Origin of the sequence: Mycobacterium sp. ITM-2016-00317 (genome assembly GCF_002968295.1) — a bacterium.
GTDB lineage: Bacteria > Actinomycetota > Actinomycetes > Mycobacteriales > Mycobacteriaceae > Mycobacterium.
Window position 1 is genome coordinate 4,113,392 of record NZ_CP134399.1, and the last position, 14,581, is coordinate 4,127,972.

Below are 14,581 nucleotides of genomic sequence, written 5' to 3' on the forward strand. Positions count from 1 at the left end.
CGCGAGGGCGCTCATCGCAATCCACCGCTCTCTACGACAGCGCTCATCGCACGCTCCCGCAACACTCTTCTGAGCGCCTTGCCCGAAGGCAGGCGCGGGATCTCGTCGACGACCACCACACGGCTCGGTCGCTTGTAGGAAGCGAGCCGGTCACCGACCAACGCGGCCAGTTCGGCGGTGTCCACCGGCCCGTGGGTGGTCACCGCGGCCACGATCGCCTCGCCGTCGGCGGTGGGGACACCGAACACCGCGCAGTCGTCGACGGCGGGGTGGCCGTGCAGGACAGCCTCGATCTCGGCTGGGGCCACCTGGAAGCCGCGGACCTTGATCATCTCCTTGGCGCGGTCGGTGATCCTCAGCCAGCCGTCGGCGTCGAGGGTCCCGACGTCGCCGGTGCGATACCAGTCGTCCGAAAACGCTTGGTGGGAAACGTCGTCGGGGAGGTAACCGGCCATCGCAGAACCCGACCGCACCTGGATCTCCCCCTCCGCGCCCGGACCCAGCGCCTCGCCGGAGTCGCGGGAGACGATCCGCACACTCACCCCGTCGACCGCCCGGCCGACGGTGTCCAGGCGTGGGTTGTGCAGGTCGTTGCACGAGATCACCGGAAGCTCGCTGGCGCCGTAGGCGGTCATCCATGACACCCCGGTGCGCTCTGTCACGGCCTCGGCCACGCTGGTGGTCACCGGGGTGGCACACCACATGATGTAGCGCAGCGACGAAAGATCGTGCTTCTCCAGGTCCGGGTGTGCGGACAAGGCCAGCGCGATCGGCGCGACCGCCATCTCGACGGTGATCCGGTCGGACTCGATGTGGCGCAGCATCGCGTCGATGTCGAAGCGCCGGTGCAACCGGATCCACGCGCCGGTGTCGAGAGCCATCACGATGTTGAGCAGCCCGAGAATGTGCGACGGCGGCGTCATCACCTGGAGCCGGTCCGAGGACGTGAGCCCCAGACCCGCCCGCCAGTGCCGCACCGCGACAGCCAGCGACGCGTGCGTGTGACGCACCGCTTTGGGCATGCCGGTGGTACCCGAGCTGAAGACCAGCACGGCGTCGGCGGCGGAGTCGGGTTCTGCCGCCCGGCGATCACCGGCGGCGAGTGGCTCGTCGAGGGACAGCATCGGCATCGCGTCGGCGAGCACCGGGTGGTCGCCGACCGCGTACACCGGTCCGGTCAGCGACAGCGCATGGTCGACCTCGGCGCGCTTCCACGCGGGGCTGAGCAGCACCGCCGCCGCGCCGAGGCGCCAGATCGCGCGCAACGCCACCACGAACTCGGGACGGTTCGACGACATCAGCGCGACCCGCGATCCCGGGGTCACGCCGCGCCGCTGCAACTCGGTGGCCATCCCGGCGGCGAGTGCGTCGAGGTCGGCACGGGTGTACTGCCGGTCCTCGAAGGCGAGCGCCCAGGGCTCACTCACGTCGCGCGCGCCCCTTCCGGTCAGGGATGATGGGTACGAGAAGGCATCCGCTTTTCGATGAGAATAGTATTCTCCTATTATCAGAATGACAATGTCGAAAGAGGGTTCAATGACCGACCCGCAGACACCGGGCACCGGGTCCGCAGTGACAGCCACCGCCACCGTCACCGTGAAACTGGACGGCAGTACCGCCTCGGTGCCGCAACGACCCAACGAAACGCTGCTGGAGAGCGCCCGCCGCGCAGGCCTGGCGCCGCCGTTCTCCTGCGAGGCCGGCAACTGCGGAACGTGTATGGCACTGGTCACCGAGGGTCACGCCACCATGCGCGTCAACGACGCGCTCACCGAGGACGAGGTCGCCGAGGGCTACGTGCTGACGTGCCAGGCGGTTCCCGACACCCCCGCGGTGACGGTCAACTACGACGACTGAGTCGCCACCCTGTGATGCTCGTCCAGCCGCGGAGCGGGCCGGTACTCCGGCTCGTACCCGGCGATGTGGATCGGACTGCCGACCAGACGGAACTCCCCCGCGGTGACCAGCGCCTGCGGCGTCGCAGCCAACGCCTCCGGCAGTGTGCGCACCGCAGCCACCGGAATACCCAGCGGCTGCAGCCGGCGCTGCCAGTTCAGCGCGGAGTCGCCCCGCAACGCCGCCCCCACCAGCTCCAGCACCTCGTCACGGCGCGCGGCGCGTTCGGCCATCGTGGCGAACCCGTCGATCCCGGCCTCGGCGGCGAACGCCGCCCAGAACCCGTCGTGCGTGATGAACAGCGCGAGATAGCCGTCGGCCGTCGGAAACAGCTGCGCCGGAACGTAATACGAGTGGGCGCCATTGGGCAGGCGCTGCGGCACCACGCCGTCGTTGAGGAACGCCGCGGCCCGGTAGTTCAGCTGCGAGAGCATGACATCCTGCAGTGACACGTCGATCTGCCCGCCCCGGCCCGACACGATCTGCGCGAGCAGACCCAGCGCAGCGGTCAGGCCGGTGGAATTGTCCGCCGACGAGTAACCGGGCAGCGTCGGCGGGCCGTCGGGGTCTCCGGTCATCGCGGCCACCCCGGTCGCGGCCTGGATCACGTAGTCGAAGGCCGGATCGTCTCCCCCGTCCAGCCCGAACCCCGTCATCGCCACACAGACGATGCGCTCGTTGAACTGCTTGAGCGACTCATAGGTCAGGCCCAGGCGACGGATCGCCGACGGCTTCATGTTGACCAGCAGCGCATGCGAATCGGCCACCAGCTCGCCGAGTCGGCGGCGCCCCTGCTCAGAGCGCAGATCCAGCATCATGCTCTGCTTGTTGCGGTTCAGGCTCGCGAAATAGCTGTCGCTGACCTGCCGGGAGATCTCGCCGCCGGGCGGCTCGATCTTGATCACCTCAGCGCCCAGATCCGCGAGCATCATCGTCGCGTAGGGCCCGGCCAGCATGACGCCGACCTCGATGATGCGGATCCCGGCCAGCGGACCGGCAGTGCTCACCGGTTTCCTCGGCTCTTCGCGCAAGCGCTCATCGGGCTCCTCGGCTCTTCGCGCAAGCGCTCATCGCACAGCCTTGGCGAGCTCGCCGATCACCTCACGCGTCCGGTACTTCGACGCCACCAGCTCGTCCCGGGTCTCCCCGATAGGCAGCAGCCGCACCGAAAGGTCGGTGACACCGGCATCGGCGAATCTTTGGAATCGCCGCAGAATCTCGTCCATGTCACCGGCCGCGCAGAGATCGCCCACGTTGCGGGCGTCGCCGCGGTCGAGCAGCTTCTGGTAGTTCGGCGACGTCTCCGCCTCGGCCAGGATCCGGTTGGCCCGCTCCTTGGCCGCGTCGATCTCGGAGTTCGCGCACAGGCACACCGGGATGCCGGCCACGATGCGCGGCGCGGGGCGGCCCGCCTCCGCGGCAGCCTTGTTGATCTTCGGCGCGATGTGCTCGCCGATCGCCTTCTCGTCAGCCATCCACAGCACAGTACCGTCGGCCCGTTCCCCGGCGATCTGCAGCATGACCGGACCCAGCGCGGCGACCAGCACGGGAAGCGGCTGCTCGGCGCCGAGGACGGTCGGATTGTGCACGGTGAACGTGTCGTTCTCCACGTCGACGTCACCGGGTCCGGCCAGCGCGGCGTTGAGCACCTCGAGGTAGTCGCGGGTGTAGGCGGCCGGTTTGTCGTACGGCAGGCCCAGCATGTCGCGCACGATCCAGTGATGCGACGGCCCGACGCCGAGGGCCCGGCCTGGCCGCCATCGCGTGCACCGAAAGCGCCTGGCGGGCAAGGGCCACGGGATGCTGTGCCTGCAGCGGCACCACGGCGGTGCCGAGCTCGATGCGGGAGGTGTGCGCCGCCATCAGCGCCACCATGGTGAGGCAGTCGAAATCATTCGGCACCTGCGGCATCCACGCGGTGTCCAGGCCTGCCGACTCCGCCCATTCGATGTCGGACACCAGTTTGCCGACCTTGCGCGCCATGTCGCCGCGCTCGGCCCCGATCATCACTCCGAGCTTCATCGCTGTGCCTCCTGCCGCGAGAGTGCGCTGAGATCGAGAAACCAACCGAAAAGGCGCTCTGTGCGCACTCTCGACTCGCCGAGCTTCACTGCTGCACCTTCTCCGTCAGCGCCCGCACGTCGCGCACCAGATCCTCCAGCGAAGTGCCGGTCGGGAACACCGCGGCTGCGCCGGCGTCCAGCAGCTTCTGCACGTCGCCCTGCGGGATGGTGCCGCCGACGACCACCGCGATGTCACCGGCGTCGGCCGCACGCAGCGCGTCGACGGTCCTGGCGGTCAGCGCGACATGGGCGCCGGACAGGATCGAAAGGCCCACCAGCGCAACGTCTTCCTGCAGCGCGATGGACACGATGTCCTCGATGCGCTGCCGGATGCCGGTGTAGATCACCTCGAAGCCGGCATCGCGCAGCGTGCGCGCGACGATCTTGGCCCCTCTGTCGTGGCCGTCCAGACCCGGCTTGGCCACCAGCACACGAGTGGACATCAGAACACCACCGGCTGCTGGAACTCGCCCCACACCGACTTCAACGTCGACACCATCTCTCCCACCGTGCAATACGCGTTCGCGCAGTCGATCAGCTTGTGCATCAGGTTGTCGTCACCCTCGGCCGCCCGGGCCAGCGCCGTGAGCGACTCCTTGACCGCGACGTCGTCACGGTCGGCCTTGACCTTCGCGAGCCGCCGGAGCTGGGTGTCGCGGCCCTCGGCGTCCAACTCGTAAGTGGCCAGGTCCGGCGGCGGCTCGTCGACGACAAATCTGTTCACCCCGACCACGGGCCGCTCACCCGATTCCACCTCCTGGTGGATCTTGAACGCCTCGTCGGCGATCAGCCCCTGCAGATAGCCGTCCTCGATGCAGCGGACCATGCCGCCGTGGCTCTCGAGGTCGTGCATAATCTCGACGATCTTCTCCTCGGTGGCATCGGTGAGGGCCTCGACGAAGTACGAGCCGCCGAGCGGGTCGGCCACCTTCGTCACGCCGGTCTCGTACGCCAGGATCTGCTGGGTGCGCAGCGCCAGGGTCGCCGATTCCTCGCTGGGCAGCGCGAAGGGCTCGTCCCACGCGGCGGTGAACATCGACTGCACCCCGCCGAGCACCGCGGCCATCGCCTCGTAGGCGACCCGGACCAGGTTGTTCTGCGCCTGCGGCGCGTACAGCGACGCACCGCCTGCCACGCACCCGAAACGGAACATCGAGGCCTTGTCGGTGCTCGCGCCGTAGCGCTCCCGCACGATCGTCGCCCAGCGCCTGCGGCCGGCCCGGTACTTGGCGATCTCCTCGAAGAAGTCGCCGTGGGTGTAGAAGAAGAACGAGATCTGCGGGGCGAACTTGTCGATGGTCATCCGGCCGCGCTCGACGACGGTGTCGCAGTAGGTGACGCCGTCGGCGAGCGTGAACGCCATCTCCTGCACCGCGTTGGCGCCGGCGTCGCGGAAGTGCGCACCGGCCACCGAGATCGCGTTGAACCTCGGCACCTCGGCCGCGCAGAACTCGATGGTGTCGGCGATCAGCCGCAGCGACGGTTCCGGAGGCCAGATCCAGGTGCCCCGCGACGCGTACTCCTTGAGGATGTCGTTCTGGATCGTGCCGGTGAGCTTCTCGCGCGGCACGCCCTTCTTCTCCGCCGCCGCGACATAGAACGCCAGCAGGATCGCCGCGGTGCCGTTGATCGTGAAGCTGGTGCTGATCTTGTCCAGCGGGATGCCGTCGAACAGGATCTCGGCGTCGGCGAGAGTGTCGACGGCCACGCCGACGCGTCCGACCTCCTCGCCGTACTCCTGGTCGTCGGAGTCGTAGCCGCACTGCGTCGGCAGATCCAGCGCGACCGACAGCCCGGTACCGCCCTGGTCCAGCAGATAGCGATAGCGGCGATTGGACTCTTCGGCCGTGCCGAAACCCGAGTACTGCCGGAAGGTCCACGTCTTGCCGCGGTACCCGGACGCGAAGTTTCCGCGGGTGAACGGGTACTGCCCCGGCGGCGGCGGATCGGCCGCGCTGTCACCGGGCCCGTAGACGGGGTCCAGCGGGATGCCAGAGGGGGTCTCAACCCTGGGGTCGACTTGCTCGCTCATCGCTGGATAACGTACTTGCAAAAAATGAGAATGCCAATACCGCCTGCCGGAAAGCCGCACGCAGCAGTATGTGCAAAGGTCGCAAACACCACCCCGAAACCCCGGAACACAGCGATTATGGGATTCGCCTAAAATGAGAATGCCACTATCTGGCGCCGACGAGGAGGCCCTTTTGTCTGGAACGTCCCACGCCACCGGCGACGCATCGTTCGCCGACCGCACCGTCGTGGTCTCGGGCGGCAGCCGCGGCATCGGGCTGGCCATCGCGCTCGGCGCCGCCAGTCGCGGCGCCAACGTGGTGTTGCTGGCCAAGACCGCAGAACCGCACCCCCGGCTACCGGGCACCGTGCACACCGCGGTGGCCGAGGTGGAGGCCGCCGGCGGCAAGGGTGTGGCCGTGGTCGGCGACGTCCGCAAGGAGGAGGACGTGGCACGGGCCATCGAGACCGCGGTCGAACACTTCGGCGGGGTCGACATCGTCGTCAACAACGCCAGCGCCATCGCCACCGAACCGACCGAGGCGCTGTCGGCCAAGAAGTTCGACCTGATGATGGACATCAACGTCCGCGGCACGTTCCTGCTGACCAAGGCGGCACTGCCCCACCTGCGACAGTCCCGCACCGGAGCGCACGTGCTGACCCTTGCGCCGCCGATGAACATGAACCCGCACTGGCTGGGCGCCCACCCGTCCTACACGCTTTCCAAGTACGGCATGACCCTGCTGTCGCTGGGCTGGGCGAGCGAATACGGTGAAGCCGGAATCGGTTTCAGCTGCCTGTGGCCGGAGACCTACATCGCGACCTCAGCGGTGTCCAACCTCGCCGACGGAGAGGACCTCGTGAAATCCTCGCGTACCCCCGACATCATGGCCGACGCCGCCGTGCAGATCCTGTCGCGGCCACCGGCGGAGGTCAACGGGCAGTGCTACATCGACTCCTCGGTGCTGACCGAGGCCGGGGTCACCGACCTGTCCCGCTACGGCGGCGGGGACGACCCCATCCTCGACATCTTCGTCGACGAGCGCATCTCATGAGCATCTCGCTGCTGCTGGAGATGGCAGCCGACGCCGCCCCCGACCGGACCGCGCTGGTCGCCGGCGATCTGCGGCTCACCACAGCCGAATTGAGCTCGCTGGCCGACGGCGGCGCCGGCGTCATCGCGGCCTCCGGCGCCGGCCACGTGGCCTACGTCGGCACCGGCGGGGCGCTGCTGCCGCTGCTGCTGTTCGCCTCCGCCCGCGCGGCCATCCCGGTGACGCCGCTGAACTACCGGTTGTCGGCCGACGGGCTGCGGGCACTGCTCGACCGCCTGCCCGACCCCCTGGTGGTGGTCGACGACGAGTACCGCAACGCCGTCGGCGACGGCTATCGGACGGTGAGCTCTGCGGAGTTCCTCGCCTCGGCCCGCACGGCCGAGCCCGCGGCTGAGTTCGCCGACCCCGACGCGGTCGGCGTCGTGCTGTTCACCTCGGGGACCACGTCCAAGCCGAAGGCGGTCGAGCTCACCCACACCAACCTGACGAGCTACATCATGGGCACGGTGGAATTCGCCGCCGCCGAACCCGACGACGCCGCACTGATCTGCGTGCCGCCGTACCACATCGCCGGTGTCAGCGCCGCGCTGTCGAATCTGTATGCGGGCCGGAAGATGGTGTACCTGACGCACTTCGACGCCGAGCGGTGGGTGCGCCTGGTCGCCGAGGAAGGTGTCACGTCCGCGACGGTGGTGCCGACGATGCTCGACCGCATCGTCGCGGTGCTGGAAGCGCAAGGTGTCACGCTGCCGACCCTGCGCACCCTGGCCTACGGCGGGTCGAAAGTGCCGCTGCCGCTGGTGCGCAAGGCGCTGTCGCTGCTACCCGAGGTCGGATTCGTCAACGCCTACGGCCTGACCGAGACCAGCTCGACCATCGCGGTGCTGACCCCCGACGACCACCGCGCCGCGCTGGCCGGCACCGACGAGGGCATCACCCGCCGGCTGGGGTCGGTCGGTCAGCCGGTGCCGGGCATCGAGGTGCAGATCCGCGCCGAGGACGGCACCGTGCTGGGACCCGGCGAGACCGGCGAACTGTTCGTCCGCGGCGAGCAGGTGTCGGGCAAGTACACCGACATCGGCTCGGTACTCGACGAGCAGGGCTGGTTCCCGACCAGAGACGTCGCGTCCGTGGACGAGGACGGGTACCTGTTCATCGGCGGCCGGTCCGACGACACGATCATCCGCGGCGGGGAGAACATCGCGCCCGCCGAGATCGAAGACGTGCTCGTCGAACACCCGCACGTCCGAGACTGTGCCGTGGTCGGCGCCGACGACCCCGAGTGGGGGCAGATCATCGTCGCGGTGGTGGTCGCCCAGCCCGGAGAGCAACCCGACGCCGAACAGTTGCGCAGCCACGTCCGTGCCCAGTTGCGCGGATCCCGCACCCCCGACCGGGTGGTCTTCCGCGACGAACTGCCCACCAACGCGACCGGCAAGGTGCTGCGCCGTGAACTGGTCGACGAACTCAACCACCCATCGCCGGCACAGCCGGCCACGACATAAGGAGTCCCTGCATGATCAAGAACGGCACCCGACTGCAGAGCCAGGTCTGCGACACCCAGGTGATCGTGGTCCGCAGCAGCGACAGCCTCGACGACCTGCGCGCCGGTGGAGCGGCGATGGTTCCTGTCGGCGACGCCGTCGACGGCAACCTCTCGCTCGACGACGGGCTGGCCGACGGCAATCTGATGGGCAAACGCTACGTCGACGAATCCGGCGCCGAGGTGCTCGTCACCAAGGCCGGCAAGGGCACACTCAGCATCGGCTCTACCCCGTTGGCGCTCAAAGAGGCCAAGCCGCTGCCCGCCAGCGACTGATACCGTCGCCGGGTGAGGCCACGCCGCCTACTCGGCAAATACGCCGCAGGACTGACGTCGGCCTACCTGCTGACCGTCGGCGAAGTCGTCGCGATCGTCGTCGCGCTCGCCGGCCGTGACGTTCTCACCGCGGGCAACGTCATCACCCTGGCCGTCGTCAGCTCCGTCGGTACCGTCACCGTGGCGCTCGGCGCCGTGCTCATCGTCCGGCCGTCGCTGCGCTGGTCGACGTCCGGCCGCCACCCGACCCCCGCCGAGATCCGGTCGACGGCCCGGATCACCCGCCGCCAGGCCGTCATCACGCTCGCGCCGTGGCTGCTCACCGCCGCGATCCTGGTCCCGTTGAATCTGGACGCCCCGGCGCCGGTCTTCGTCGTGCTCACCACCGCGCTGGCGTTCGGCGCGATCGCCACCGTGAGCACCGGCTTCCTGTTTACCCTGCGCACGCTGCGGCCGCTGCGGGCCGCGGTGCCCGCCGACGCTGACCGTCCGGCGGCCCCCGGCGTGCGGGCCCGGCTGCTGATCATGTGGGTGGTCTGCACCGCGCTGCCCGGCTCGACGATCGCCGTGCTGCTGATCCTGCGGTCCCAGCACTGGCTGCTCGACGAGTCGTCGCCGATCGAGCTCGCGCTGCTGGTGCTGGCGCTGGTGGCCGTGGTGCTCGGCCTGCGCTCGATGCTGCTGGTGGCGATGTCGATCTCCGATCCGGTCGACCAGGTGGTCGACGCGATGGCCGACGTCGAGAAGGGCGAGATCGACCGCAGCATCGAGGTTTACGAGTGGTCCGAGATCGGCCGGCTGCAAAGCGGTTTCAACCGGATGGTGGCGGGCCTGCGGGAGCGCGACAGGCTGCGCGACCTCTTCGGCCGCCACGTCGGTGAGGAGGTCGCCCGGCGGGCGGTCGAGCAGTCCACCGCACACAGTGACGCGGCGGCCGGCGACGAACGCGACATCGCGATCCTGTTCATCGACCTGGTGGGCTCGACCCGGCTGGCGACCGAACGGGAGCCCCACGAGGTCGCAGGCATCCTCAACGAGTTCTTCCAGATCGTCGTCGCCGAGGTCGACCGGCGGCACGGTCTGGTCAACAAGTTCCAGGGCGACGCCGCGCTGGCGGTGTTCGGCGCGCCGCTGCGCATCGACGACCCGGCCTCGGCAGCACTGTCCACCGCCCGCGCGCTGGGTGCGCACCTCCGCCGACTACCAGTGGATTTCGGCATCGGCGTGTCGGCCGGGCCGGTGTTCGCCGGCAACATCGGCGCCCACAACCGCTACGAGTACACGGTGGTCGGCGACGCCGTCAACGAGGCCGCCCGGCTGGCCGACTGCGCCAAGGAGTTCGCCGGGCGAACCCTGTCGTCGGGTGCGGCGCTGGACCGGGCCGCCCCTGCCGAGCAGCGACTGTGGTCTCCCGAAGGCGAGGTCACGCTGCGCGGACGCTCCGACGCCACCGCGATCTCGACGCCGTTACGACGTTAGGCCGCGACCCCGAGCGGGAATGCACACGCATGCGTTCTGCAGCGGCAGTACACACGACGCCCGTTGCTGCCGCGCGCGCCGCGATCCGGGCGGGCACCCACACCGGCCCCACCAGCGGCCTGGCCCCCGGGTACGCGCAGGCCAACCTGGTGGTGCTGCCCGAGGCGTACGCGGTGGATTTCCTGCGGTTCTGCGTGCGCAATCCGGTGCCCTGCCCCCTGCTGGAGGTGACCGACACCGGCTCACCGCGGCCCGCCGGCCTCGCCGCGGACGCCGACATCCGCACCGACCTCCCGCGCTACCGGGTGCTGCACAAAGGCATGTGCACCGACGAACCCACCGACATCACCCCGTACTGGCGGCCCGACCTGGTGGCGTTCCTGCTCGGGTGCTCGTTCACGTTCGAATGGGCCTTGGCCGCAGCGGGACTGCCGTTGAGGCATCAGGCGCAGGGGGTCAACGTCCCGATGTACGTCACCGACCGGCCGTGCCGGGCCGCCGGGCCGTTCGACGGACCGATGGTCGTCTCGATGCGGCCGCTACCCCGGCGCGACGTCGAGCGTGCGATCGAGGTCACCGCACGCTTCCCCGCGATGCACGGACGTCCCGTGCACATCGGCGATCCCGCCGCGCTCGGCATCGCCGACCTCACCGCACCGGACTTCGGCGACGCGGTGACCCTGGCCGACGGCGACGTGCCGGTCTTCTGGGCGTGCGGTGTCACGCCACAGGTCGCGGCGCAGCGGGCGAGGATGCCGGTGGCCATCTTTCACGCGCCGGGACACATGTTCATCACCGACCGGATGCACGGGCACTACGACAGTGCCGCGAGCGAAGACATCGATCAGCTCCAGGAGGACACCGGTGAACGTCGAGCAGAAGACCCGACCCACCGCCAAGGGTGAGGGCTCCGTCGCCCAGGCCGTCCGCGCCGCGGCCATCGGCAACGCCGTCGAATGGTTCGACTTCGCGATCTACGGGTTCTTGGCCACCTACATCGCGGCCAAGTTCTTCCCGCCCGGTGACGAGACAGCGGCGCTGCTGAGCACCTTCGCGATCTTCGCGGCCGCGTTCTTCATGCGACCGCTGGGCGGGTTCTTCTTCGGGCCGCTGGCCGACCGCATCGGCCGCCAGAAGGTGCTCGCGTTGGTGATCCTGCTGATGTCGGCGTCCACGCTGGCGATCGGCCTGATCCCGAGTTACGACTCGATCGGCGTGTTGGCCCCGATCCTGCTGCTGCTCATGCGGTGCCTGCAGGGCTTCTCCGCAGGGGGCGAGTACGGCAGCGGCGCCTGCTTTCTGGCCGAGTACGCCTCCGACAGGCACCGTGGCTTCGTGGTGTCGTTCCTGGTCTGGTCGGTTGTCGTCGGCTTCCTGCTCGGGTCGCTGACGGTCACCGCCCTGGAGACGTTGCTGTCGGAGTCGGCGATGGACAGCTACGGCTGGCGGATCCCGTTCCTGATCGCCGGCCTCCTGGGCGTGGTGGGCCTCTACATTCGGCTGCGCCTGAATGACACCCCAGAGTTCGAGGCGCTGCGCGAGGCCGGCGAGGTGTCGACCTCACCGCTGAAGGAGGCCGTCACCACGTCCTGGCGGCCGATCCTGCAGATCATCGGCCTGGTCGTCGTCCACAACGTCGGCTTCTATCTCGTGTACACGTTCCTGCCGAGCTATTTCACCGAGACGCTGGGCTTCACCAAGACCGACGCGTTTTTCTCGATCACCGTCGCGAGCCTGGTCGGTATCGTGCTCATCCCGCCACTGGGTGCATTGTCCGACCGGATCGGGCGCAAACCGCTTCTGCTGACCGGGTCGATCGCGTTCGCACTGTTCTCCTATCCGCTGTTCCTGCTGCTCAACACCGGATCGCTGCCTGCGGCGATCGCCGCCCACGCGGGCCTGGCCGCGATCGAATCGGTGTTCGTGTGCGCCTCCCTGGCCGCGGGCGCCGAACTGTTCGCCACCCGGGTGCGCTCCAGCGGCTACTCAATCGGATACAACGTGTCGGTGGCGGTGTTCGGCGGCACCGCCCCGTACGTCGCGACGTGGTTGGTGTCGCGGACCGGAAACGACCTCGCGCCGGCGTACTACGTGATCGCCGCGGCCGTCATCACGTTCCTGACCGTGCTCACCATGCGGGAGACCGCGCGCAAGCCGCTGCGAAAACTGGTGTCGGACTGAGTCACCCCGAGCCGACCAGCCGCATCAACACCACGGTGAAACGGCGGCGCCTGATCCGCCAGCCCGTGTCCGTGCGCGACAGCTCGTCGTCATAGAAGCCGACGGCGTTGACCCCGGATGCGTTGTCCGGTGCCATGATCAGCGCGTCGACATAGGCACGAGCGGTGGCGGTGTCGCCGTCCACGTCGACGGCCTGGTTGGTGATCCGGTGCAGTGTGTGACCGGCCATCTGGTGGGTGTCGGCCATGAACTGCACGACGGTGTCCGCTCCGACGAACGTGCCGATCTCCCCGTAGTCGAGCTCGCAGTCCTCGGTGAACACGGTGCGGAACAACGGCCAGTCGCGACTGTCGATGCCGGTGGCATACCGCACCAGCACGTCGCTGATCTGTGCGCGGTCCTCGTGGGCGGTCATAGGTTGTCCCCGTTGGCGTGCCGCGCGCTCGTAACGCAGCATCGTCACCTCGTGCTCCGGGTAGTCGCAGAACACCGGGCTGACCCGCATTCCGATCGTGACGTCCGCCGGTTCGACATTGACCAGCTCGGTGGAGAACCGGGGACCCTCGTCCCACTCGACGATCGCCAGCAACTGTGGTACCGCACCGGCGAAATGCGGGCCGACCGGCCGCCGCGCCACGGTGAACGAATACAGCGTGCCCATGCCCGAGATCTCCCGCCACTGCAGGTCGTCGGCCAGCGTGCGCGGTGCGCGCACCCGCGGATAGAACACGTAGGACTGTGCCGAGGGCGAGTACTGGATCACCACCCGGTGTTCGGCGAGGGCATCCCAGAACGGTGCCGTGGTCGGGGTTTTCACCGGCATCGGCCGTTCGAAGGTGGGCATGCTCATCGTCAGTCCCCTTCCAGCACGAGCGTGGTCTGTTCGGACAGAATGCCGCCGTTGCCGGACACGAACGCCCGGTCGCACGCAGCGACCTGGGCGTCGCCGGCCCGCCCCATGATCTGGCGGGCCGCATCGCAGACGTGATGCATGCCGCCCGCGTTCCCGGCCTGACCGTAACCGAGTTGCCCGCCCGCGGTGTTCAGCGGAAAGTCGCCGCGGAAGGTCAGATCATGCTCGGAGACGAACTCCATGCCCTTGCCCTTCTCGCAGAAACCGGCGTCCTCCAGGCTCAACAGCACGGTGATCGTGTAGCAGTCGTAGATCGACACCATGTCCATCTGTTGCCGACTCAGACCCGACATCGCGAACGCGGTGTCGGCGGCCCGGATGATCGGTGTCTGCAGTAGGTCCTCGGCGTAGGTGGGGGTCTTGTAGGGCACCTGCTCGCCGAATCCCTTGATCCACACCGGACGGTTCCTGGCTCGCGCGGCCACGTCCGCACTCGCCACCACCACCGCGGCGCCGCCGAGACACGGCATCACGATCTCGAGCATGTGCAGCGGATCGGCGATCACCGGGCTGGCCAGCACGTCCTCGATGCTGAGCGGCTTGTCCTTCCAGATCGCCCCGTCGGTGTGGTTGGCGTTGACCCGCTGATCCACCACGATCTTGGCCATCGCGCGCTCGTCGTAGCCGTACACCGACGCGTACCTCTGCGCCACCTGACCGTAGGGTCCATTCTGGCCGAGATTTCCGTAGGGGATCTCGAATTCGGCCTGCGGAGAACCGAACTGGTTGCTCGACGCGCCGAAGAACATCGCGTCCACGAACGGCTTGGGTTTCTTCGCCGACGTCGGGGTCAGGTAGCGGGCCGGGATCGCGCACAGCACCACATCGCAGATGCCGAGTTCGATCGCCGCGGCCGCCCGCCACACCATGCCCACCGCACTGGCGCCGCCGAGGTCGACCATCTCAGCGAAGTTCGCACGCACACCGAGGTATTCGGCCACCGTGGACGGGACGAAGATCTCCGACTCGCTCACGTGGGTGGTGACCAGGCCGTCGACCGACTCACCGGACAGCCCGGCATCGTCGAGCGCCGCGGCGGCGAGCTCGGCCCACTGCTCCAGCATGAACGGCGCCGGAGTGGCCTGGTTGAGCCGCTCGGGCGGCAGTTCCACGAATCCGACGATCGCGGCGTCACCGCGCAGCCCCATGGGCGTCTCCTTTACGT

At 68.7% G+C, this 14,581-nt stretch carries 13 protein-coding genes and 2 pseudogenes; 7 read left to right on the forward strand and 8 right to left on the reverse strand.

What is annotated here, in order from left to right; genetic code table 11:
* Positions 1-11: 11 nt before the first annotated feature.
* Positions 12-1,427 carry an AMP-binding protein gene (locus tag C6A87_RS19575; protein WP_311113792.1) on the reverse strand — a complete coding sequence of 472 codons (1,416 nt, stop codon included), beginning with the start codon at positions 1,425-1,427 and terminating at the stop codon, positions 12-14.
* Positions 1,428-1,536: 109 nt separating this feature from the next.
* On the opposite strand from C6A87_RS19575, the gene C6A87_RS19580 reads away from it, so the two are divergent.
* Positions 1,537-1,857, forward strand: a complete 321-nt coding sequence (locus C6A87_RS19580) for a 2Fe-2S iron-sulfur cluster-binding protein (RefSeq protein ID WP_396836905.1) — start codon at positions 1,537-1,539, stop codon at positions 1,855-1,857.
* On the opposite strand, the gene C6A87_RS19585 is transcribed toward C6A87_RS19580, so the two are convergent.
* From C6A87_RS19585 to C6A87_RS19600, 4 genes and pseudogenes are all read right to left on the reverse strand, one after another.
* On the reverse strand, positions 1,845-2,903 hold the full coding sequence (locus C6A87_RS19585; RefSeq protein ID WP_311113794.1) for a CoA transferase: 1,059 nt from the start codon (positions 2,901-2,903) through the stop codon (positions 1,845-1,847). The genes C6A87_RS19580 and C6A87_RS19585 overlap by 13 nt on opposite strands.
* Before the next feature lie 60 nt (positions 2,904-2,963).
* A pseudogene (locus C6A87_RS19590) lies at positions 2,964-3,918 on the reverse strand (LLM class F420-dependent oxidoreductase).
* Positions 3,919-4,003: 85 nt separating this feature from the next.
* The gene (locus tag C6A87_RS19595) at positions 4,004-4,402 is read right to left on the reverse strand and encodes a cobalamin B12-binding domain-containing protein (protein WP_311113795.1); all 399 of its coding nucleotides are present in this window, start codon (positions 4,400-4,402) and stop codon (positions 4,004-4,006) included.
* Entirely contained in the window at positions 4,402-5,991 is a 1,590-nt protein-coding gene (locus C6A87_RS19600) for a methylmalonyl-CoA mutase family protein (protein WP_311113796.1), read from the reverse strand. Before C6A87_RS19600 ends, C6A87_RS19595 begins: the two co-directional genes overlap by 1 nt.
* A 172-nt stretch (positions 5,992-6,163) precedes the next feature.
* Here C6A87_RS19600 and C6A87_RS19605 point away from each other — a divergent pair, with 172 nt between their 5' ends.
* Genes C6A87_RS19605 through C6A87_RS19630 form a run of 6 tightly spaced genes read left to right on the forward strand, consistent with a single transcriptional unit; the run spans position 6,164 to position 12,503 of the window.
* Positions 6,164-7,024 carry an NAD(P)-dependent oxidoreductase gene (locus C6A87_RS19605; RefSeq protein ID WP_311113797.1) on the forward strand — a complete coding sequence of 287 codons (861 nt, stop codon included), beginning with the start codon at positions 6,164-6,166 and terminating at the stop codon, positions 7,022-7,024.
* Positions 7,021-8,529, forward strand: a complete 1,509-nt coding sequence (locus C6A87_RS19610) for a fatty acid--CoA ligase family protein (RefSeq protein WP_311113798.1) — start codon at positions 7,021-7,023, stop codon at positions 8,527-8,529. Before C6A87_RS19605 ends, C6A87_RS19610 begins: the two co-directional genes overlap by 4 nt.
* 11 nt (positions 8,530-8,540) lie before the next feature.
* Positions 8,541-8,843 carry a hypothetical protein gene (locus tag C6A87_RS19615; protein ID WP_311113799.1) on the forward strand — a complete coding sequence of 101 codons (303 nt, stop codon included), beginning with the start codon at positions 8,541-8,543 and terminating at the stop codon, positions 8,841-8,843.
* Positions 8,844-8,855: 12 nt separating this feature from the next.
* The gene (locus C6A87_RS19620) at positions 8,856-10,322 is read left to right on the forward strand and encodes an adenylate/guanylate cyclase domain-containing protein (protein ID WP_311113800.1); all 1,467 of its coding nucleotides are present in this window, start codon (positions 8,856-8,858) and stop codon (positions 10,320-10,322) included.
* Between the two features lie 29 nt (positions 10,323-10,351).
* Entirely contained in the window at positions 10,352-11,227 is an 876-nt protein-coding gene (locus C6A87_RS19625; protein ID WP_311113801.1) for a putative hydro-lyase, read from the forward strand.
* On the forward strand, positions 11,187-12,503 hold the full coding sequence (locus C6A87_RS19630) for an MFS transporter (RefSeq protein ID WP_311113802.1): 1,317 nt from the start codon (positions 11,187-11,189) through the stop codon (positions 12,501-12,503). Before C6A87_RS19625 ends, C6A87_RS19630 begins: the two co-directional genes overlap by 41 nt.
* A 1-nt stretch (position 12,504) precedes the next feature.
* Here the strand turns inward: C6A87_RS19630 and C6A87_RS19635 are convergent, their stop codons facing one another.
* The 3 genes and pseudogenes from C6A87_RS19635 to C6A87_RS19645 all read right to left on the reverse strand — a co-directional run bounded on the left by C6A87_RS19635 (position 12,505) and on the right by C6A87_RS19645 (position 14,564).
* Complete coding sequence (locus tag C6A87_RS19635; protein ID WP_311118006.1) at positions 12,505-12,918, reverse strand: nuclear transport factor 2 family protein; 414 nt, start codon at positions 12,916-12,918, stop codon at positions 12,505-12,507.
* A 21-nt stretch (positions 12,919-12,939) separates the two neighbouring features.
* A pseudogene (locus tag C6A87_RS19640) lies at positions 12,940-13,347 on the reverse strand (Zn-ribbon domain-containing OB-fold protein); the annotation flags it as partial.
* Positions 13,348-13,355: 8 nt separating this feature from the next.
* Positions 13,356-14,564, reverse strand: coding sequence for a thiolase family protein (locus C6A87_RS19645; protein WP_311113803.1), 1,209 nt, complete (start codon positions 14,562-14,564; stop codon positions 13,356-13,358).
* Between the last annotated feature and the right edge of the window lie 17 nt (positions 14,565-14,581).